The sequence below is a fragment of the Niabella sp. CPT15-335-S11 genome, from assembly GCF_058792415.1.
Genome location: NZ_JBYTEI010000002.1, coordinates 1,007,285 through 1,029,047, shown reverse-complemented (window position 1 = coordinate 1,029,047; position 21,763 = coordinate 1,007,285). Strand labels below are relative to the sequence as shown.

The 21,763-nt window shown below is 47.0% G+C and carries 17 protein-coding genes and 1 riboswitch; of the genes, 6 read left to right on the top strand and 11 right to left on the bottom strand.

From position 1 onward, the window contains the following. Nucleotides 1-11: 11 nt before the first annotated feature. Nucleotides 12-1,559: a 2,3-bisphosphoglycerate-independent phosphoglycerate mutase gene (gpmI, locus tag AC3WS5_RS10695; RefSeq protein WP_492467364.1), complete on the bottom strand. Its 1,548-nt coding sequence runs from the start codon at nt 1,557-1,559 to the stop codon at nt 12-14. A gap of 225 nt (nt 1,560-1,784) precedes the next feature. Between gpmI and AC3WS5_RS10690 the strand changes: the two genes are divergently transcribed. From AC3WS5_RS10690 to AC3WS5_RS10680, 3 genes are all read left to right on the top strand, one after another. Then, nucleotides 1,785-2,174, top strand: a complete 390-nt coding sequence (locus AC3WS5_RS10690) for a DUF4783 domain-containing protein (protein ID WP_492467363.1) — start codon at nt 1,785-1,787, stop codon at nt 2,172-2,174. A gap of 197 nt (nt 2,175-2,371) precedes the next feature. Continuing rightward, entirely contained in the window at nt 2,372-3,232 is an 861-nt protein-coding gene (nadC, locus tag AC3WS5_RS10685; RefSeq protein ID WP_492467362.1) for a carboxylating nicotinate-nucleotide diphosphorylase, read from the top strand. A gap of 33 nt (nt 3,233-3,265) precedes the next feature. Further along, on the top strand, nt 3,266-3,610 hold the full coding sequence (locus tag AC3WS5_RS10680) for a translation initiation factor (RefSeq protein ID WP_492467361.1): 345 nt from the start codon (nt 3,266-3,268) through the stop codon (nt 3,608-3,610). Between the two features lie 84 nt (nt 3,611-3,694). Here the strand turns inward: AC3WS5_RS10680 and secA are convergent, their stop codons facing one another. Next, the gene (gene secA, locus AC3WS5_RS10675; RefSeq protein WP_492467360.1) at nt 3,695-7,024 is read right to left on the bottom strand and encodes a preprotein translocase subunit SecA; all 3,330 of its coding nucleotides are present in this window, start codon (nt 7,022-7,024) and stop codon (nt 3,695-3,697) included. 282 nt (nt 7,025-7,306) lie between these two features. On the opposite strand from secA, the gene AC3WS5_RS10670 reads away from it, so the two are divergent. Further along, nucleotides 7,307-9,277, top strand: coding sequence for an LTA synthase family protein (locus tag AC3WS5_RS10670; protein ID WP_492467359.1), 1,971 nt, complete (start codon nt 7,307-7,309; stop codon nt 9,275-9,277). Between the two features lie 17 nt (nt 9,278-9,294). Here AC3WS5_RS10670 and AC3WS5_RS10665 read toward each other — a convergent pair whose 3' ends face one another. The 5 genes from AC3WS5_RS10665 to AC3WS5_RS10645 form a co-directional block, all read right to left on the bottom strand. Beyond that, complete coding sequence (locus tag AC3WS5_RS10665) at nt 9,295-11,007, bottom strand: ArnT family glycosyltransferase (protein ID WP_492467358.1); 1,713 nt, start codon at nt 11,005-11,007, stop codon at nt 9,295-9,297. Nucleotides 11,008-11,058: 51 nt separating this feature from the next. Continuing rightward, the gene (locus tag AC3WS5_RS10660; RefSeq protein ID WP_492467357.1) at nt 11,059-12,315 is read right to left on the bottom strand and encodes a homoserine dehydrogenase; all 1,257 of its coding nucleotides are present in this window, start codon (nt 12,313-12,315) and stop codon (nt 11,059-11,061) included. A gap of 58 nt (nt 12,316-12,373) precedes the next feature. Next, nucleotides 12,374-13,420 carry a homoserine O-acetyltransferase family protein gene (locus AC3WS5_RS10655; protein WP_492467356.1) on the bottom strand — a complete coding sequence of 349 codons (1,047 nt, stop codon included), beginning with the start codon at nt 13,418-13,420 and terminating at the stop codon, nt 12,374-12,376. A gap of 63 nt (nt 13,421-13,483) precedes the next feature. Then, entirely contained in the window at nt 13,484-14,794 is a 1,311-nt protein-coding gene (locus AC3WS5_RS10650) for an O-acetylhomoserine aminocarboxypropyltransferase/cysteine synthase family protein (protein ID WP_492467355.1), read from the bottom strand. A gap of 358 nt (nt 14,795-15,152) precedes the next feature. Further along, nucleotides 15,153-15,260: riboswitch (SAM riboswitch) on the bottom strand. An 83-nt stretch (nt 15,261-15,343) separates the two neighbouring features. Next, nucleotides 15,344-16,075, bottom strand: coding sequence for a porin family protein (locus tag AC3WS5_RS10645; RefSeq protein ID WP_492467354.1), 732 nt, complete (start codon nt 16,073-16,075; stop codon nt 15,344-15,346). 287 nt (nt 16,076-16,362) lie between these two features. On the opposite strand from AC3WS5_RS10645, the gene aqpZ reads away from it, so the two are divergent. Then, complete coding sequence (gene aqpZ, locus AC3WS5_RS10640; protein WP_492467353.1) at nt 16,363-17,082, top strand: aquaporin Z; 720 nt, start codon at nt 16,363-16,365, stop codon at nt 17,080-17,082. Nucleotides 17,083-17,162: 80 nt separating this feature from the next. Here aqpZ and argC read toward each other — a convergent pair whose 3' ends face one another. From argC to AC3WS5_RS10625, 3 genes are all read right to left on the bottom strand, one after another. Then, nucleotides 17,163-18,146 carry an N-acetyl-gamma-glutamyl-phosphate reductase gene (gene argC, locus AC3WS5_RS10635; RefSeq protein ID WP_492467352.1) on the bottom strand — a complete coding sequence of 328 codons (984 nt, stop codon included), beginning with the start codon at nt 18,144-18,146 and terminating at the stop codon, nt 17,163-17,165. Nucleotides 18,147-18,378: 232 nt separating this feature from the next. Beyond that, nucleotides 18,379-19,587: an argininosuccinate synthase gene (argG, locus tag AC3WS5_RS10630; RefSeq protein WP_492467351.1), complete on the bottom strand. Its 1,209-nt coding sequence runs from the start codon at nt 19,585-19,587 to the stop codon at nt 18,379-18,381. Between the two features lie 18 nt (nt 19,588-19,605). After that, nucleotides 19,606-20,316 (bottom strand): GNAT family N-acetyltransferase, encoded by a 711-nt coding sequence (locus AC3WS5_RS10625; RefSeq protein ID WP_492467350.1) that lies wholly within the window; start codon nt 20,314-20,316, stop codon nt 19,606-19,608. A gap of 305 nt (nt 20,317-20,621) precedes the next feature. Here AC3WS5_RS10625 and AC3WS5_RS10620 point away from each other — a divergent pair, with 305 nt between their 5' ends. Then, nucleotides 20,622-21,065, top strand: a complete 444-nt coding sequence (locus AC3WS5_RS10620; RefSeq protein ID WP_492467349.1) for a hypothetical protein — start codon at nt 20,622-20,624, stop codon at nt 21,063-21,065. Here the strand turns inward: AC3WS5_RS10620 and AC3WS5_RS10615 are convergent. Further along, the gene (locus AC3WS5_RS10615) at nt 21,054-21,749 is read right to left on the bottom strand and encodes an SAM-dependent methyltransferase (RefSeq protein WP_492467348.1); all 696 of its coding nucleotides are present in this window, start codon (nt 21,747-21,749) and stop codon (nt 21,054-21,056) included. The two genes, AC3WS5_RS10620 and AC3WS5_RS10615, sit on opposite strands and share 12 nt — an antisense overlap. Nucleotides 21,750-21,763: the final 14 nt, after the last annotated feature.

Genomic DNA, 21,763 nt, shown 5'->3' with positions numbered 1-21,763 from the left:
ACGTGTAGCTATTAAGCCGGTACGGTCGATTTGTCCACCAGGATATCACCCGTCATTTCCGTCGGGATTGGGAGGTGCATAAAGGTCAGGATCGTAGGCGCCAGGTCGGCAAGTTTTCCTTCCTTAACTTCACCTCTCCAATTATTATCAATGATAAAGAAAGGCACGGGGTTCATAGTATGTGCTGTATTAGGTGTACCATCTTCGTTGATCAGGTAATCTGAATTACCGTGGTCTGCCGTCAGAAAAATCACATAGTCCTGTTTAAGTGCTTCCGTCACGATCTGCTCCACGCAATGATCCACCGTCTCAGCCGCTTTGATGGCCGCTGAAAAAACACCTGTGTGCCCCACCATGTCTGTGTTGGCAAAATTCAGGCAGATAAAATCCGCGGTTTGGTTATGAATTTCAGGCAACAGTGCTTCGGTCAGGTCGTTGGCGCTCATCTCAGGTTTCAGGTCGTAAGTAGCCACCTTTGGTGAAGGCTTCAGGATCCTGGACTCGCCTACAAAAGGGGTTTCCCTGCCACCGCTGAAGAAGAAAGTCACATGCGGATATTTTTCGGTTTCAGCGATGCGTATTTGCTTCAGACCCTGCTGTTCCATCACTTCGCCGATCGTATTGGTCAGGTCTTCATTCAGAAAGATTGCTTTTACATTTTTGAACTTGTGATCATAGACGGTCATCGTGACATAATCCAGGTTCAGTTTATGCATACCAAAATCCGGATAGTCATTCTGCGTCAGGACATCGGTGATTTCCCGGCAGCGGTCTGTACGGAAATTAAAGCAAAGTGCATGATCGCCATCTTTAATGGTGGCAACGGGATTTCCATCGGCATCTCTGATGACGGTGGGTTTAATGAATTCATCGGTAACACCGGCGTCATAACTCTGCTGAACCGCCTGTTCGGCAGACCGGGCCGTTTCGCCTTCACCTTTCACCAGGGCATTATAAGCCAGTGCCACTCGCTCCCATCTTTTATCACGATCCATCGCGTAATACCGGCCACTCACCGAAGCGATCTTACCGTAGCCGAGGCCGTCGAGGAAATCCTGGAGCTCTTTTAGAAAGCCGATTCCGCTTTTGGGATCACAGTCGCGCCCGTCTGTAAACGCATGAATATAGACATCTTTCAACCCGTTCTGTTTACAGATTTCAACCAGTGCTTTCAGGTGGTTGATATGCGAATGGACCCCGCCATTACTTACGAGGCCCAAAAGATGCAGGGGTTTATTATTTTCCTTAGCCGTTTTGATCGAATTAAGCAGCGTTTCGTTATGGGCCAGCTCGCCGTTTTTGATGGCCAGATTAATACGCTGCAGTTCCTGATACACGATCCTGCCTGCACCCAGGTTCAGGTGTCCCACCTCGCTGTTCCCCATTTGTCCCTCCGGGAGACCTACCGCCTCACCAAAGGTCGTTAGGGTAGTATTGGGATATTTGCTATACAAGGATTTTGTAAAAGGTACGTTTGCATGCTGAATAGCATCTGCCGAAGCAACCTTTCCGAGGCCCCAGCCGTCCATAATGATGAGGATCGCTTTTTTTTGAGACATATTATATATTTTTAATTAGTTGATTTTCAATGCCTGGTAAAATCTAAATCCCTGGAAAGGGACTTAGAGAAGCGATCAAAATTAAGAAGATAAATGCAGTCTTAATGTGATTTTTGGCATATTTTTGGCACTCACAGGTGTTTGATGAAAAAAGGTATATTCAGCCGGCAGGTTTAGAACCAGGAAAGAATCCGGTGAGAATCACGGTTGAGAGAAAATAAGCACATGAAAAAGTTTTTACATATTGGACTGGTCGCCATATCAATTTTATGGGCTGGTCAGGTTATGAGTCAAAGTCTGGATGGCGTCATTAACGGCCTGAAAGCTGGAAATGCGACGCAAATCGCCGATAATTCAGGCGACAATATGCTGCTCACCATCATGGATAAGGGCAATACCTACAGTAAAGCGCAGGCATTGCAGATCCTGCGGGATTTTTTCGGGAAAAATTCGGTGAGGGCTTTCGACCTGAAGCATAAGGGTGACTCCCCTAACGGGCGATACGCCATAGGAACCCTGGTAACACGAAATGGGAACTACCGGGTCAACATATTCATGAAGAATGAAGGTCGCAAGGAACTGATCAAGGAACTTCGCTTCCAATTGATCGAGTAAATAAAGTAATTAATGTATTGTTCAAAAAGAGCCTCCCCCGAAGGGAGGCTTTTTTTGGGTAGGGAATTCTGTTTCTCTGCGACTGGAGACATTTGCTTGAGCATTTGGCGGTTCCCGAACTCAATCCCCGGAACCATTTAAAACCATTCGAGGAAAAATAATTCTGTATTGAGTAAATTTGCCGTTAGCACTACAAAATGACAACTGAATTTCATCAAAAGCTTATTCACCTCATCAGTGAAGCGTTACAGGAGGATATCGGCGATGGCGACCACTCTACTTTATCCTGTATTGATCCGCATGCGAAAGGAAAGGCTGTGCTCAAGGTCAAACAGAAGGGAGTCCTGGCCGGAGTAGAAGTGGCAAAGGTCGTTTTTGAATACATGGAGCCGGGCTGCCGCTTCACGTCGTTTATGGCTGATGGGGATCCGATGAAACCGGGTGACCGCGCTTTTGAAATTGAGGCACTGGAACACACCATTCTGCAAGGCGAGCGACTAATATTGAATTGCATGCAACGGATGAGCGGCATAGCCACCCTTACCCGGGAGTACACGCAGGCATTACAGGGTTTTAAAACCCGGTTACTGGATACCCGTAAGACTACACCTAATTTTAGATTACTTGAAAAGGAAGCTGTGCGGATCGGCGGCGGTGTGAATCACCGGTTTGGCCTGTATGATATGATCATGTTGAAAGACAATCATATCGATTACGCGGGAGGTCTGGAGCAGGCGATTGTCAAAGCCTGGGATTACATCCAACAAAAAGGTCTTGATATAAAGATCGAGGTTGAAACCCGCAGTCTGGAAGATGTTGCGGTCGCAGTGGCAATCGGCGCAGGTAAAGTGTTCAGGATCCTGCTGGATAATTTTACGCCGGCACAGATCCGGGAAGCCGTTGTTATCATCGATGGTGAATTTGAGACTGAAGCCAGCGGCGGGATCAGCCTGGACACTATCCGGGATTTTGCAGCTACCGGCGTGGATTTTGTCAGTGTAGGCGGACTCATTCATCAGGCACGAAGTCTTGATCTGAGCCTGAAAGCCGAAATTTGAGCGTTGCCCAGGCTTGATTAAAATTGGGAAAAGATGAAAAAACTGAAGTCAGATAAACAGGGGTATGTCTACAGTACTGACCCCGGCTTTAAATTTGAAGGTCCGTCCGGAGAACCGGAAACCCTTCCGCCCGGAAGCCAGAAGTTAAGGGTCTGGCTGGAAACCAGGCAGCGCGGTGGCAAGACGGCTTCAGTAGTCAGGGGATTTGCCGGCAGTACTTCAGACCTGGAAGAGCTTGCCCGGCAACTGAAATCATTTTGCGGCACGGGTGGTAGCGCCAAAGATGGAGAGATCATTATCCAGGGTGACCAAAGAGAAAAAATACTACAATGGTTGCAGCGCAATGGTTATACGCAGACCAAAAAAAGCGGCGGATAAATCAACCCAAATTTCCAAAATCAACATTTAGAAAAATTGAGCTATAAATGAAAAAGGGCTGCCGGGTCGGGCAGCCTCAATAACTTATTCGTGTTTACCGTGACAGTGCTTGTACTTCTTACCGCTACCGCAGGGACAAGGATCATTTCTCCCAATTTTAGGAGCCACACGCACCGGTTCCTGTTTAACGGGACCTGAAGGGTCGAAATAATCATTCTCGTTGGCGCCGTATTCCTGTCCTGCCGCGTCCACTTCAGCTTTGTTCACGCGCATCCTGGAATAATCGGTTTTTTGCGTCCTTCCTTCCCGGTATTGCTGGGCCGGTTGGCTTGGTTCAGGTGCGGGTAAGCCAGACTGCGTCAGGAATGTAATGATATCCTTGTTCAGCGTGGTCCCCATATGGTTGAATAGCTGAAAAGCTTCCACTTTATAGATTACCAGCGGATCTTTTTGTTCCAGATAGGCAGTTTGCACACTTTGTTTCAGGTCATCCATTGCCCGCAGGTGCTCCTTCCAGGCGTTGTCAATTTCTGCCAGCGTGATTGCCTTTTCCATGCTCAGGATCAGTTCCCTTCCGTTTGAAGAAACGGTCTTATCGAGGGGAGCAAGCACATTGATGGTCTTCCGTCCATCCGTGAACGGCACAATGACATTTTCAATGTGACTACCCTGTGTATGCCTGATATTTTTGAAGATCGGTACGGCATCGCTGGAAATAGATTCATTGTGATCCGCATAACTCTTTATCGCTTCTGAATAAAGTTTGTCCGCTAATTTGCCTTGTTCTGATGTCCGGAATTCATCGGGCGTGATAGAAGTGTCCATGCCGAAATTCACGATGCAGGCCAGTTTGAAACCTTCGTAGTCATCCTGTTCTTTAAAGGATGTAATCAGGCTTTCAGCCACCATACTGAATGCATTGTCAATATCCAGCGACAGTCTTTCGCCGAAGAGCGCGTGATTTCTTTTTTCATAGATAGCGTTGCGCTGTTTGTTCATGACATCGTCATATTCCAACAGACGCTTACGTATACCGAAGTTGTTTTCTTCTACTTTTTTCTGTGCCCGCTGAATACTGTTGCTGATCATGCTGTGCTGGATGACATCACCTTCCTTGTATCCCAGTTTATCCATCATACCTGCAATTCGCTCACTACCGAACATCCGCATCAGGTCATCTTCCAGGGAAACAAAAAACAACGAACTTCCAGGGTCTCCCTGTCTGCCTGCACGTCCCCTTAACTGCCTGTCCACCCTCCGGCTTTCGTGCCGTTCTGTACCCACAATAGCCAGGCCTCCAGCCTCTCTTACACCGGGTCCGAGCTTGATATCTGTACCCCGGCCGGCCATATTGGTCGCAATGGTAACTGCTCCCGTCAACCCTGCCTCGGCGACTACTTGCGCTTCCCGGGCGTGCTGTTTGGCGTTAAGAACGTTGTGCGGGATCTTTTTCTGCTGCAGCATCCTGCTAAGCAGTTCACTGATCTCCACCGATGTAGTCCCCACCAGGACAGGCCTTCCGGCATTCCGGAGCTTTTCTATTTCATCAATAACAGATTTATATTTTTCCCGTTTTGTTTTATACACCAGATCCTGCATGTCGTCGCGGATGATCGGTACATTTGTGGGAATTGTAACCACGTCCAGTTTGTAAATACTCCAGAATTCACCAGCCTCGGTTTCAGCTGTACCGGTCATGCCGGCAAGTTTATGATACATCCGGAAGAAGTTCTGAAGGGTAATGGTGGCATAGGTTTGCGTAGCCGCCTCAATTTTTACGTTTTCCTTCGCTTCCAGTGCCTGGTGTAAGCCATCGGAATAACGACGTCCTTCCATGACACGGCCGGTCTGCTCATCTACTATTTTAATGGCGCCATCCACAATAATATACTCGTCATCTTTTTCGAAGAGGGCATAGGCCTTCAGGAGTTGTTGGACGGAATGGATGCGATCGGCTTTCTGCGAATAATCATTCAGGATAGCTTCTTTTTGCTTCAGTTTTTCCTCATTTTTTGCATCGCTGTTTTCCACATCAGCCAAAGAAACGCTGATATCCGGCAGTACAAAGAAATCAGGGTCTTCACCGGATTTTGTAATGGCGGCGATGCCCTTTTCGGTCAGGTCCACCGAGTTATTCTTTTCATCAATTTTGAACAGCAGCTCAGCATCCACGACCTTCATATTTCTTTCCTGTTCCTGCAGGTAATAGTTTTCAGCTTTCTGCATTTTAACTTTGATGCCGGGCTCGCTGAGGTATTTGATGAGGGGGCTGTATTTCGGTAATCCCCTGAAGGCTCTGAACAGGTGGAGTCCGCCGGTCTTTGGGTCGTCCTCACCCTGATCGATCAGTCTTTTTGCTTCATTCAGGCTGTTCCGCACAATCTTTTCCTGCTCCTGGTACAATTGTTTTACGCGGGGCTGGTGGATATGATATTGTTGGTCATCGCCTTTTTCAACCGGGCCGCTGATGATCAGAGGGGTCCGGGCATCGTCGATCAATACGCTATCCACCTCATCCACCATAGCGTAATGGTGTTTACGTTGCACCATTTCCTCGGCAGTGTGTACCATGTTATCCCTCAGGTAGTCAAAACCAAATTCGTTATTGGTGCCGTAGGTGATGTCGGCCAGGTAGGCTTGTCTTCTTTCGTAGCTGTTGGGTTGATATTTGTCGATACAATCCACTTTCAGCCCAAGCCATTCAAACAGCGGGCCGTTCCATTCCTGGTCACGTCGCGCCAGGTAGTCGTTCACCGTTACGATATGCACCCCTTCGCCGGCCAGTGCGTTGAGGTAGGCCGGCAGCGTTGACACCAGGGTTTTACCTTCACCCGTTGCCATCTCAGCAATTTTGCCCGAGTGCAATACAGCGCCACCGATCAACTGCACATCGTAGTGCACCATGTTCCAGGTGATCTTTCCGCCTGCGGCGGTCCAGCTATTCTGAAATATCGACTGGTCACCGTTGATTGTGATATAATCTTTCTGAACGCTGAGGTCGCGGTCGAGCTGTGTTGCAGTCGATACCAACTCGGTATTATCCTTAAGGCGGCGGGCGGTCTCCTTAACGACGGCGAATGCCTCGGGCATCAGTTCATCCAGGATTTTCTCAATTTCCTTATCCCGCTCTTTTTTCAGTTTATCGACTTCCTGATAAATACTGTCTTTTTCAATCAGTTGGTCGTGGGGCAGGTTGTCAGCCGTTTTATTCAGATTTTCAATTTTCTGGTCGATATCGCTCAGATGCTCTCCGATCCTCTGCCTGAACTCACCAGTCTTTCCCCTGAGCTGATCGTTGGTAAGATTTTGATATTCAGATGCGTAACTGTTTATTTTTTGGATAATCGGAAGAATCTTTTTCACATCCTTTTCAGACTTGCTTCCCCCGAAAATCTTTGAGACAAAACCAAACATATTGTTTTATTAAAAAAATTAAATGTTGCGATAGAATATGGTATTTCTTCAAAAACAGTGCTATTGTTGAAAAAAGCCAAATTGACAGGTGGTAAAGATAGGAAATGAGGCTAAAACGGCGGGGGCAATATTTAATGTAAGCGTACTACGGGCGTTCATGGGTTATTTTCGGAAATTTTCAGGGTGACTGACCTAAGTCCAATCCGGCCGGTTTTAATCGGGTGTCTTTAAGTTTACAAAAATTTAATATTAAGTTTACATTTGCAGCCATTTTACCGGAAAATGATAAAATTTCAAAAAATACCATCAAAATGGCAGTTTGAGGGTCCTTATTACCTGGTGTGGATATACAGGCTGCTGGTTTCCATGTTCCTGTTTTTTATCAGCAGGATCATATTTTACTTTGTCAACAGGGGATTATTTCCGGGGATCCAGGCGGGGGACTGGCCTTCCATTTTGTATGGGGGATTTGTGTTTGACCTGGCTGGGATGTTGTATTTTAACGGATTGTTTATTTTGCTGTCGGGGATTCCTATTCCTTATGCCTGGCGGAGTTCTCGGGGTTACCAGTTATTGCTCAAATGGGTTTTCTGTCTTTTTAACGGAATAGCGGTTTTCATGAACTGTTTCGATTTGGTTTATTACCGTTTCGCGCTTAGAAGGACTACCGCTTCTTTTTTCAAGGAATTTTCCAATGAGCAGAACAGGACCGAGGTTTTTTTCCGGGGCCTGTTGGGGTATTGGTACGTAACGGTCATTTTTGTGCTGCTGATCCTCCTGATGATCTGGCTGTATGACCGGCTCAGGGTTAGGAAATTTGCAGACGGCAAACGATCCAGTGTAGGTTACTACGTTACTGCCTCCCTGATTTTCCTGGCCACAATACCACTTGCGGTCGGGGGCATCCGGGGTGGTTTCAGGCACAGTACCAGGCCGATCACCATCAGCAATGCAGGGGAGTATGTAAAGCGACCGCATGAGGTTTACCTGGTGTTGAATACGCCTTTTGTATTCGTGCGGACCTTCAATAATAAAAGCATAAAAGAAGTCCATTATTTCTCAGACTCCGAGCTGGCGGGGATTTATGATCCGATTCATTTGCCGGGTGATACCAGCAAGCCCTTTGTGAAAAAGAATGTCGTGATCATTATATTGGAGAGTTTTGGCAAAGAGGCGGTGGGTTTTTACAACCACGATCTGGATCATGGGACTTATAAGGGATACACGCCCTTTCTGGATTCGCTCGCATCGGTCAGCAAAGTCTACTGGAACTCTTTTGCCAGTGGCAGGAAATCGATCGATGCGCTGCCATCTATTATTACCAGTATTCCAAGTGCCGTGGAGCCTTTTGTGCTGACACCTTACGTGTCCGACAGCATCCAGAGCCTGGCGCACCTGCTGGGCAAAGAGGGATATTACAATTCCTTTTTTCATGGTGCACCGAACGGATCCATGGGTTTCCTGGCTTTCATGAAAATGATGGGTATTCACAACTATTACGGAAAAACTGAATATAATAACGATGCGGATTATGATGGCATTTGGGGGATATGGGATGAACCATTTATGCAATTCTACCAGCAAAAACTCTCGACTTTTAAACAACCGTTCTTCAGCGTTTTCTTTTCCGTATCCTCACATCATCCGTTTAAAGTCCCGCCTCAATACGAAGGCGTGTTTAAGAAAGGTCCACTGCCGGTTTTACGGTGCATCAGTTATACCGATATGGCGCTCCGCAAGTTTTTTGCAAAGGCGGAGAGGGAGCCCTGGTTCGAAAACACGCTTTTTGTGATTTCCGCTGATCATGCCACAATCTCCTATCATAAGGAATACCATAATGCCTGGGGAGATGCAGCGATTCCGATCCTGCTGTATGCTCCGGGTGACTCCACGATGCGGGGCATAGATCCGGGGTTGATACAACAGACGGATATTATGCCTACAGTTCTGGGATACCTGAATTACCCCAAACCCTTTCTGGCATTTGGTGAAAATGTACTTACCAGGAAGGGTACCGGTTACGCCTTTCACTATTCCGGTGGTTACCGGTGGTTTCAGGGCGATTACCTGCTTTTCTTTGATGGCGAAAAATCGACGGGGTTATTTAATTACAAGATCGACAGGATGGAGAAAAGAAACCTGCTAGATACGCAGCCCGCATTGGCAAAGGAGATGGAAACTCAGCTCAGGGCTTTTATCCAGCAGTACAATAACCGGATCATTCAAAACCGGCTGACTGCGGCTGCAAAATAAAATAGCCGGCTTCAGGGTTAATTAACCTGCAGCTTATAAAACGGGCTGGCGAAATTGCCCGGGATAATTCCGTTAACGATGGAGAACAGGGTCGGGTAATGCCCCGGAGCTGTCGGCGCGGTAAAAGGTATGGTTATTTTCCTCCGGTATCCCGGCGCCATCACAGTATCTGGCAGTAAAAACCGGTCCTTTGAATTGGCGGATTCAAATTTTGCAGTAATGAACGCGTAATCCAGCCTGAGTGCCCGGGTGTAAACCGGCACGCCTCCCTCGTTGCTGATTTCCAGTTCTAGTTTTTTTGTCTCGCCGGCTTTCATAGCATGGGGCATGTGTGACGCCCGGATCCTGATTCCATTGACGCAGGTATAATTGGAAACGGGGATCAGTACGCCGTTTTCATAATCCGATCTGATGGCAATTTCGTTTGATGATGTTGGATTTTCATGTGAGCGGTAATACCAGACCGTCTGCCCGTTAAACGCGCAATCATCACCAGTTAGTGAGAAATTTGTTTTTCTGTAATTTTTTGTGTTATAGGCGGTCGCCGGGGCACCGGTATGATAATAGGTGTACAGCGATGGATTGGCATAGGAGTCGCTGAACAGAACGGGTTTATTTTCTGCGGCCTGCCAGACTTTAGCTGCCCAATCCTTACTGTGATAGAACGCTCTGTAATTAACGACCTTTTCAAAAGGTGATCCGGGGATCAGGAAAAGGATCCTGGCCAAAAGGATCAGACCGATATTGATTTTGCAAAGGGTCATAATAACTTTCCGGAATCTGGGGGAGCCCTGGTTGATCAGTTCCATGAACAGCACCACGAAGGACACGCCCGCGATCAGCGTCCAATGCGGTTCCGGTCCGTTTTTAAAAGAAGAAATTAAGAAAAACAGGAGTACGCCGATAAAGGTGAAAAAATGGGCGCGCATCAATTTTCCCTTGATGGTGATCTTAAACAGACCATAATAGAAGGGAAGGGAGATGATGGGTCCCCACACCAATAATTGTCCCAGCAGGTAATCTGTTGTGTAACTGAGTTGATATGCGCCGCTCACCCTTTCTACAAGATGGTATCGGACAGTGGGCCAGTCGTGCTGGTACTGCCAGTAAATATGCGGCAGGAACAGCAGGGTCACGATCAAAACCATGATCCAGAAAGCCCGGGTGATCAATAGCCGGGGATTGGACAAGACGACCAGAAGGACAGGTAAAATTCCATGATACTTGGAATAAAACATACCAGTGATGGCGAGGCTCATCAACAGGACTGCCGGCCACTTGTCTTTCTCGAGGAACGATTTGTAACCGGCAAAGAAAAGTGCGGTGAAGAAGAGCAGGGGGGCATCAGGCGTGGTTATAAACCCGTACACATTAAATAGGAGTACGGCAGCAAACAACCAAAGGTAATTTTTAACCTTCCTGAGATGATCGGGTAGCGCGGCGTAGATCGCCGGGATCGTTAGCGTGCTCACCAATATGGTACCGAGGCGTGTAAATAGCGGGCCGTGGGCCAGGCTCTCGCCGATTCTGATGAGCAACGCTACCATCGGCGGATGATCAAAATAACCCCAGTCGAGGTGCTGTGAAAGGTACCAGTAATAGGCTTCGTCCTTATCAACGCCGATAAAAGCCGCCTGGATCAGGTTGATGATCAGCCATCCCACCATGAAGAATATCAGGATCCGCCCGTCGTTCCTGTTGGTGGCCCTGGAAAAAAAATTGCCGGTCATAGATACCGGCAAATCTAAGTCATATTCGTGTTGCTTGGCAATTTGCCGGGGCTAATGTAAGCCGGCTAATTCCAGGCTTTTCTTCTTGAGTTTTCTTATCTCAACGTCTTCAATGACCGGATCGGGTTCCAGGATAAGCGAAGTGCCGTTCTCTTTCCACCAGGTGCTGTCTTTTAGTTTCTGAAGGGAAATTACGCCGGACAAATACTTCCGGTCTTCCTGGGCATGCCATTGTTCTATCCATTCAAACTCGTCCTTTGGAATATCTGCGAGATCGCTGAAGCTGACAAATGCTTTCAGGTAGATCTGGTCATTGATCTGGTTGGGTTCGTGGTGGTATAACTTTTTGTATTCGTATTTATACCCATACCGGAGCGCTGAAATATCACTCAGCACCGCAGAGGCAGTTGGGAAGCTACCTGCGCCTTTGCCATAAAAAAATTGTTGATCGGCAAATCCGCTTTCAATCACCACCCCGTTGTATTCATTTTTTACAAAGGAGAGTGGGCTATCGGGAGTTACAAACTGAGGTAATACGAGTGCCGCTACGCCGCCACTCCGGAGTTTTTTGGCCTCCGCTACCAGTTTGATTTGCTGCCCCCTGGCCTTTGCCACGGCGGCATCGCCCCGGTTGATATTTTGGATACCGTTGAAAAGGATCTGATCCGGCGTGGTTACAATGCCGTAGGCGTGGCTCAGAATCAGGGCCCATTTATTGACAGCGTCGTATCCCTCCAGATCCAGGACCGGATCACTTTCCGCAAACCCTAATTGCTGTGCCAGCAGGAGCGCTTCTTTCGGGCTCAGGTTCTCCTCGAACATCTTGGTGAGAATAAAATTTGTGCTTCCGTTAACGATCGCTCTGATACTGTGCAAGAGGTCGTTATCATAATATTCCTCCAGGTTGCGGATGACGGGAATTGAGGCGCAGGCAGAAGATTCATATAAAAATGATCTGCCGGTCTTTTGCTGAAGGTCTATCAGTTCACGCAGGTGTGCCGCGATCATTTTTTTACTGGAGCTGACAACTTCCTTTTTATTTTTTAAAGCGGTCTTCACGATCTCGTAGGCTGCATCAGCATCATCGATCACTTCCACAATAACGTTGATATCTTTATCGAACAACAGTTCGTCCTTGTCGGTCGTAAAGAGTTCGGCCGGTGCATTCCGCTTTTTATCCGGGTGTTTTATACACACTTTCTTGATATAGGCCTGCAGGGATGGGGTCTGCCGGAGGACTTTATACAAACCCTCGCCGACCACGCCAAAACCGAATAGTCCGATGACCAATTCTTTGTGCTTACTCATAGTATTAAAATTATATTTATATTATTGTTTTAAATTAAGTCATATTTCCCGATCCGCCTCAAATAGCAAATGAAACCGGATCAACGCTCCGTAGCTTCAGGAACGATCGGATCGCGCTGCTGATCTGTTCAAATTCAAGCAGGAATCCGTCATGTCCGAAATCCGTGCGGATCAGTTTGACCTGAGCGTCGTTGATATGACTCGCCATAAACTCCTGTTCCTCGGGTGGAAAGAGAATATCTCCTTCCAGGCTTAGAATGAGGGTTCTGGCCTTTATCCCGGAAAGTGCTTTTTCAACGCCTCCGCGTCCTCGCCCCACGTTATGTGCGTCCATGCTTTTGCTTAGTGCATAGTAACTGAATGCGTTGAACCGGGCCGACAATTTGGTGCCCTGGTATCGCTGGTAACTTTCACTTTTGAAATCCTCCAGTTTTTCATCTGTGGCTTCTGACTGTGTCTTGTTATATGCTGTTGCATTCCGGTAGGAGAGCAGGCCAATACTCCGTGCAACTTCCATTCCCTTCTTGCCGGCATCCTCGCGTTGTTCATGCCAGGTGGTATCGGCTTCAATCGCAAATCGCTGCGAAGCGTTAAAAGCCTTGCCCCATGCGGAATGTACAGCATTGGAAGCCAGCGGTATAATAAACTCAAATAAGTCCGGTTCTTCAATAGCCCACTCCAACAATTGCTGACCACCCATACTTCCGCCGATCCCGATTCTAACTTTTTCAATACCCAGTGACTTTCTTAGCAACTGGTAGGTCCGGATCATGTCACGGGTAGTGAAAAAAGGAAAGCTGTGGAAATAAGGGGCCTTCGTGGAAGGATTGATATCGAGCGGACTGCTGCTGCCATAGCAGCTTCCGGGCATATTTACGCAGATGATGAATTCATTCGCCGGATCGAAGATCTTATCCTCTCCGATCATTTCCGGCCACCATTCATGTGGCTGGCTGTTGGCCGTCAGCGCATGAAAGATCCATACCACATTATCCTTTTCGGGATTCAATGTGCCATATGTAGTATAGGCGAGATGTAAACCCTGAAGAACCGAACCGCTCTCAAGTGTAAATGGCTGATCAACATTAAAAACCCCCTGGTTCATAGTGTATGTGGTATTTTTAAAATGAACCATGAGGCCCTGATGGCCCCATGGTTTTGTAGATGCTTATCCGAATACTGCGTCAAAAGCCTGTGTAATATCCGCTTTGATATCTTCAATATACTCTATCCCCAGACTGATTCGGACCAGGTTGTCCAACACGCCGGCTGCCTGGCGCTCTTCCGCCCCCAACTGCTCGTGCGTTGTGGAAGCCGGGTGTATTGCCAGCGTCTTGGTGTCGCCTACATTCGCCAGGTGACTGATCAGTTTCAGGGAATCAATGAATTTTTTACCCTTTTCCAGTCCGCCTTTAATACCGAATTGCAGAACACCGCCATATCCGTTTTTTAGGTATTTTTTCGCAAGTTCATGGTATTCGCTGCTTTCCAGGCCCGGGTACCAAACAAATTCTACGTTTTTGTTTTGTTCCAGCCACTTAGCCAGCGCCAGCGTATTATCAACCGTCCGTTGTACTCGAAGCGAGAGCGTTTCAAGTCCCTGAATAAAAAGCCAGGAATTAAATGGACTTTGTGCCGGACCGAAATCGCGAAGCCCCTCTACTCTTGCACGTACACCAAATGCTACGTTTGGCAGACCAAGAGGGTTCCCCTCACCAAAAACTTCCCAGAAATTCAGGCCGTGATATCCTTCTGAAGGTTCAGAAAATTGTGGGAATTTGCCATTTCCCCAATTGTAGTTCCCGCCATCGATGATTATACCCCCCATGCTGGTACCGTGCCCTCCAATCCATTTGGTAGCAGCCTGCACGACAATGTTAGCGCCGTGCTCGATGGGTCTGAACAGATAACCCGCAGTGCCGAATGTGTTGTCTACAATCAGGGGAATATCAAATTCTTTGGCCAGCGCTGCAAATTTGTCAAAATCAGGAATATTCAGACGGGGGTTGCCAATGGTTTCCAGGTACAAGGCCTTCGTGTTGCTGTCGATCTTGCTGCGGAAACTTTCCACGTCGTCACCATCTGCGAAACGCGCTTCAATGCCGAGTTTTTTAAGTGACACCTTAAATTGGTTGAAAGTGCCGCCATACAAAAAGGTAGTGCTTACGAAATTGTCTCCCGAATTCAGAATATTGGTTAGTGTCAGAAACTGTGCAGACATGCCTGAAGCTGTAGCCAGACCGTAAACGCCGCCCTCGAGGGCTGCCACTCGCTGTTCAAAAACATCAGTGGTCGGATTCATGATCCTGGTGTAAATATTACCAAACTCCCGCAGGCCAAACAGATTGGCGGCATGATCGGTGTTATTAAACTGAAAGGAAGTGGTCTGGTATAGCGGTACGGCACGGCTACCTGTTGTAGGATCTACCTGTTGGCCGGCGTGGACTTGTAGTGTATCGAAGTGTAAAGATTGACTCATTTTGTTGATTATTTTTTAAATATTAGGGGTTAATAAAATGTATGACGGACTGTCTCCTTTTCCATGAGATTCCGATGATCTGTAAGTAAAAAAATTGTAAGGAATGGAGAGGACAGCCTCTCTGCTGAGAACGTATATTTTGCCCGCTACGGCATACAACAAATACAACAACACATCGCGGGTGCGATGAAGGGAGAAGTGGTATCGAACGCAATTTGGTTCATGTGGTCTGTTGTATAAATTGACTTTAGTCTCATCTTAATCTATTTATTGATAGCCTATCAAAGCCTGGGTCAAAGAAGTATCGCCTGAAAAGACAGATGAGTAAGCTATTTTAAATAGTAAAACGTAACTACCTGGCTTATCTTCCTCCCATATTCCAGGGAGCTGGATTTGGCACCTTGCTGTCATGTAGCAGGTTGCCAAGGCTTCAAAGGGCCATACCCTCGACCTTTCTTGATAAGAATTTTAAAGAACAGGATGCAAATATAAGACGACCGGCTAAAATAAAAAAGAAGTTTTCATTTTTTAACAGGGCCCCGGCCCTCATCACAGCCTGTATCCCAGGGAAAGGGTGAGGCCATAGGTGAGTTTTGATGCGTAAACCGGCCTGCGGCCATCCCGATAAGGCTCCAGGTTAAGCAGGCCCATCTGCCCTCCCAGTTGTACGCTGTACCTGCAGGCAAATTCATATCCCAGCAATGCGCCGGCGCCCAGATCAATCCGGCGGCTATAAGGCAGCACATCCGCCGATGCTGAACCCGTGCCATAATCTTCCAGGAACTGTAAAGTCCCCTTGGTCTTAACGGTCGTCTGTGTTGTTCCGGATAGTTCATTGTTCCATCTTCCACCCAGGCCGTAAGCTATGTAAGGTCCCGCACCTATGAAGGCGAAGTTGTTTCCCAGCCGTTGTTTGTAGACCACATTCAACGGAACTTCCACGTAATAAGGGATCATGGAAGTTTTGTTATTAAAATAGATGACGTCCCCGTTAGTCCCTGCGATGGACCCTTTTATGTGCGACTTATAACCCTTTGTGGTGAACAGGATAGTTGGCTGAAATGAAACCCTTTCTGAAATCGGTATTTCAAAAGTAACACCTGCATGAAATCCCGGAACCGCGGATGTATTGGACAGGTGGTTCATAGAGTCGATCTGGTTCACGTTATACAGGTTGCCTCCGGCTTTTACCACAACACTTACCTGGGCTGAAGCATCCGGGCCAAGTACTGTAAAAAAAGCGCATATGATCAGGAAGGGTACTGGCAGCAGGTTTCTCATAGAATCTGTTTTAATGGTTGACGTATTAGTTTTTGCGAAGATAAGCAGAAGCTTAGGTATAGCTAAATTTTACTGACATCCGGGGGACAGAATCGGACCGAGGGGTAAAAAACTTGATTTTGCCTCGAATGAAATACTTTTTGGGTCTCTGAAAAAATCGTATAATTACAATTCTTTAAAATGCAGGTTGTTGACAGCCATGAATAATGTATCAACTAAAAATTCTGTATGAGATAACGAAGATTTTTTTAATTTAGAATATTATTATAAACCCTAAACGATTCACTATGAAAGTAAGTGCAACTTCAAAATTTGTCGCCGAAATGCTGGGGACAATGATCCTCGTATTAATGGGCTGCGGCAGCGCAGTTATTGCAGGCGCCGATGGTACAACAGGTGTGGGACTTCTGGGAATTGCCTTTGCGTTTGGCCTCAGTGTGGTGGCCATGGCATATGCGATCGGGCATATTTCCGGCTGCCATATTAATCCCGCAATTTCTTTCGGAATGGTCATTGCCGGCCGCATGAAGTGGGGCGAGGCGTTGACCTACATGCTGGCTCAGGTTATAGGTGCTGCTCTTGGCGCGGCTCTTTTATACCTGATTGTGAGCAACCATCCATTTTTTGAAATGAAACCCTGGGGCCTCGGATCAAATGGCTGGGGCGTGGGTTATAACGCGGGTGAGTACAATACTCTGGCAGCTTTCATAGCTGAAACAGTATTTACGTTCATCTTCCTGCTGGTGATTTTCGGATCGACCTCTACCAAGAATATCCACGGGGGATTTGCAGGATTGGCCATTGGTCTGAGCCTGGTGCTGATTCATATTGTGGGTATCAAAATAACGGGGGTATCTGTTAACCCCGCAAGAAGCATCGGTCCGGCACTTTTTTCCGGAAAGGCGGCTTTGTCCCAGATCTGGCTGTTTATAGCGGCTCCATTACTTGGTGCGCTTTTGAGTGCACTGGTCTGGAATGCTTTGATAGAAAGCCCCAAAGAAAAATAAGAAACGAAAAATGATTGATAAGCCGGTTTGTATACCGGCTTTTTCAGTATACATCGGCCTGAAGTGAGTACAGATTTGAATCAAAAAGCTGCAGGTTTCAACTTCAGACCGGCTTCTTCGTTCAGCCCGAATAACAGGTTCATGTTCTGAACAGCCTGTCCGCTGGCACCTTTCAGCAGGTTGTCTGCCGCTGTATGGACCACCAGCTTACTGCCGGCTTTTTCCAGTTGTACCAGGATCTTATTGGTATTTACAACTTGTTTCAGGTAAATAGGGCTCCGGCTAACGTGAACAAACGGTCGGCCTTCATAAAATTTTTCGAAAATAATATACAGCTCATTCAGTGAAAGGTCAGTAGCGATGGTAGAGCTCACAAAAATCCCGCGGGTGAAATCTCCGCGCCAGGGTACAAAGCTCAGCTCAACATCGCTATCCGGCTGAAGCTGGAAAATAGATTCGCATATTTCACCAAGGTGCTGATGGGTCAGGGTCTTGTAAGCCTGGATATTATTCGCGCGCCAGCTAAAGTGCGAAGTCGCTGAGAGCGACTGCCCCGCGCCGGTGCTTCCGGTAATGCCCGTCGTATAGATCTCATGTAACAAACCTTCCTTTGCCAAGGGCAGAAGGCCCAGTTGAATAGTGGTTGCAAAACAACCCGGATTGGCAATATTTGAGGCCGATTTAATTTCTGCCAGGTTCAGCTCAGGCAGGCCATAAACAAAGTCACGGTTGAAAGTACTCTGCCGACGATCTTTGACAAGCCGGAAATCATTGGCCAGATCAATGATCCGGATCGAATCATTGAATTTGTTTTCCTTCAGAAAGCGGGTAGATTCGCCATGACCCAAACAAAGGAAAAGTACATCAATATCCTGGGTAAACGCGTTGGTGAATGTAAGCTTTGTATCGCCAAGCAGATCAGCGTGTACTTCGTACACGAACTTCCCCGCGTTGCTCCGGCTATGGATATAACTGATCACGACATCTGGGTGGTTAATCAACAATCTGATCAATTCGCCACCGGTATACCCTGCGCCACCAATGATTCCTGCCCTTATTTGCATAGCCAAAATTTTGAGATTAAATAAAAAACTGTGAGCCGGAAAGTTACGAAAATCCTGGGAAAGAAGCGCTCTCTACTCCCCGGGCTGCACCTTTATTGCAACTCCTTCGTTCAGCCAGACTGTAATTTAAGAGGACCAGTATTCACGGGAAGCCAGGCTGGTAGCGGCTTTCGAAGTGCCCTTATCCGGTTTCAGCGCCCTGCCAAAATAAATGAATGAAAAATAGAAGATGTTAACGCCCGGTACCTTCAACTGAATCCTTCACCTTATGAAAAATGGAAACCTGATTTCCAAAGATCCGCGTGAAGCCTTTCACATCTTCTCCTGTAAAGCCTTTGTTCAGTTCCCCGTAGCTTCCAAAGGCACTGTTCATCAGGTCAAAATCGCTTTCGATACCGATCACTTCAAACCGGTAAGGATGAAGTTTCAGGTAGACATGTCCGGTGACGTTTTGCTGACTGCTTTCCAGAAACGCCTCCAAATCACGCATCACAGGATCAAGTATCTGGCCTTCATGCAGCCAGTTTCCATAAAACTGTCCAATCTGATCCTTCCATTGCAACTGCCACTTAGTGAGCACATGTTTTTCAAGCGCGTGATGGGCTTTCAGTATCAGCATCGGCGCCGCTGCTTCAAATCCAACCCTCCCTTTAATGCCAATGATGGTGTCACCCACGTGAATATCCCTGCCAATTCCGTAAGGTCCGGCAATCTGCTGCAGAAACAGAACGGCATCCGACGGATGATCAAATTTCTGATCGTTTATCTGCACTAATTCACCCTTTTCAAAACTGATCTTCAGTTCTTCGGAACCGGTCTTTGTTACCTGGGTTGGCCAGGCTTCTTCCGGGAGAGTCTGCCGTGAATTCAGTGTTTCCCTGCCTCCCACGCTGGTGCCCCAAAGTCCTTTATTAATGGAATAAAGTGCCTTCTGGAAATTCATTTCCACACCCTTACTTTTCAGGTACTCGATCTCGGATTCGCGGCTCAGGTTCATGTCCCTGATGGGTGTTATGATTTCAAGGTCGGGGATCATGATATTAAATATCATGTCAAATCTAACCTGGTCATTACCGGCCCCGGTACTCCCATGGGCCACCGCATCCGCATGGATGGCCTTGGCGTAGTCAGCCATATGAAGCGCCTGGCTAAGTCTTTCCGCCGAAACGCTGAGCGGATAGGTATTATTTTTAAGTACATTTCCGTAAACCAGGTACTTAATGATACTATTGTAATAATTTTTTACCGCGTTGACTGTCCTGTGAGACTTTACGCCCAGGTTCCTGGCGTGGGCTTCCAGCTTTTCTTCTTCATCTCTGCTGAAACCCCCGGTATTCACGGTAATACTGTGAACTTCGTATCCTTTTTCTTCAGAAAGGTATTTTACGCAGAATGACGTGTCCAGGCCACCACTGAACCCTAACACCACTTTTTTAGCCATCGGAAATAGATTAAGATTTTAGTTAAACAGCATATTGAATATTACACTCAATATGCCGGGACTTTTTTTATCGGAAGAATTTTTTCTTCTGAATGATTTAAGAAATTTCCATTGCTTGAACCGCAGGAGCCGTTCCAGACCTGGTTTGTTTTTTTCGAAATAAGCCTTGGTTTCTGCGGGTTCGTAATGGTCTTTGGGATCATATAACATCGCCGTGCAGAGACAATTTTTATGTTCCTTGCTCACCAGGATCGGATAGTTAACGCAGCTTTTACATCCGTCCCAGAACTCCTCATCCTGTGTCAGTTCAGAATAGGTGACCGGTTCGTATCCCAGGTCGCTATTAATCTTCATGACTGCCAGCCCCGTTGTCAGACCAAAGATTTTGGCATTGGGGTATTTTTCCCTACTCAACTTGAAGATGGTCTGCTTGATCTGCTTTGCGACGCCGCTTTTACGGTAGGCGGGGGATACGATCAACCCCGAATTGGCCACGTATTCTTCATGAGACCAGGACTCAATGTAGCAAAAACCCACCCAATCACCATCCTTTGTGACGGCTACCACTGCTTTCCCCTCATCAATTTTTTTGTCAATATATTCGGGACTTCTCTTAGCGATACCTGTACCTCTCGCTTTGGCGGAGGACTCCATTTCGTCGGTGATGGTTTTGGAGAATTTTTTGTCAGCCGGTACCGCCTGCCGCACGATGACTTCCTTGTTATCCATTGAATTTGTTGTTAAAATGAATTTGGCGACCAGCCCTTAAATAGAATTTGCCGGAATGTTTTTCACTGACAGGCGCCCTGGTCAGGGGTTGGACTGCCAGCATGTACGACAATGCTGAGGCCTTGGGGAATGGCTGAATACATCAAACCCTACCGCAAAAACCCCACTGGTAATATCGCGGTGGAAGGTGAAATGTTTAGTATGGTGTGAATAACGATTCATTAAAAAACAAATTGTAAATTCGAGGCGCAAAAATAATGCAATTATCAATAGCAGGCTGCATTTTTTATCTTAAAAATTTCACTATGCCTACCTTAGTTGCTGAGAATCAGGTACAGCCCAAACGCAAACGGGGCTGTTTTCGGTTTCTTGTCTATCTGCTGATTATCATTATACTCGCATCTGCAGGGTATTTTTATTGGAAATATTACTTTGTCTTCGGCGAGGGGGTCAAATCCGGGGTACTGAATTATGCCGTCAGGAAAGGTCAATTATTCAAAACCTACGAAGGTAAACTAATTCAGGAAGGAATTGGCAGGGGAAAGACCGATGGATCGATCCAATCCAATGAATTCGAATTTTCGATCGAGAGTAAAAGAATCTTTGATTCCCTGGCTATCCACAGCGGAAAGCGTTTCGATCTGCATTACAAGGAATTCAATGGAATTATCCCATGGCGGGGAAATACCAGGTATGTGGTAGATAGTATCCTTTCGATGACCACACCTCCGCCCTCGTCACCCTTTTAATAGGAAAATTGCCGGTTTTTTATGCAGATCGATGGATTCTTTTCTCCATTGGGAGATCGTTTTTGTCTTAATATATTCATCAGGACCCGTGATGCTGGCCGCTATGCAGAGCCTGGTCTCCGCTTTGCAATACTGCAGTAATGCGGAGACCAACTGGTTATTACGATAGGGAGTTTCTATAAAGATCTGGGTGCTGTTTGATTTTACCGATTCGGCTTCAACGGCACGTATCGCCCCGATGCGTTGCTGAGGGTTGATGGGCAAATATCCCTTAAAACAAAATTGCTGGCCATTCAGGCCACTCGCCATCAGCGCCAGGAGGATGGAATTTGGGCCCACAAGAGGAATAACGGGCACGTTCAGGTCCTGCGCCCGGGCGACCAGCAACTGACCCGGATCCGCAACACCCGGGCAACCCGCTTCGCTCATTATCCCGATCGACTTATTTTCGCTGATCTTTTTCGCAAAGTCCTGCAGAACGGCATCTTCGGCTTTACCGGTTTCAAACCATTCAAAACGATCGATATCGATCTCCTTTTTAAGTTTTTTCAGGTACCGCCGGGATGTTCGTTGATTTTCCACAAACAATACCTGGCATTTTTCGACGGTTTCAATAATGTACCGGGGAAGGGCAGACATGCCATCCTCATGCAGGTAGGTGGGAATCAGGAAGACTTCTGCCATGAATCAGAAATTTT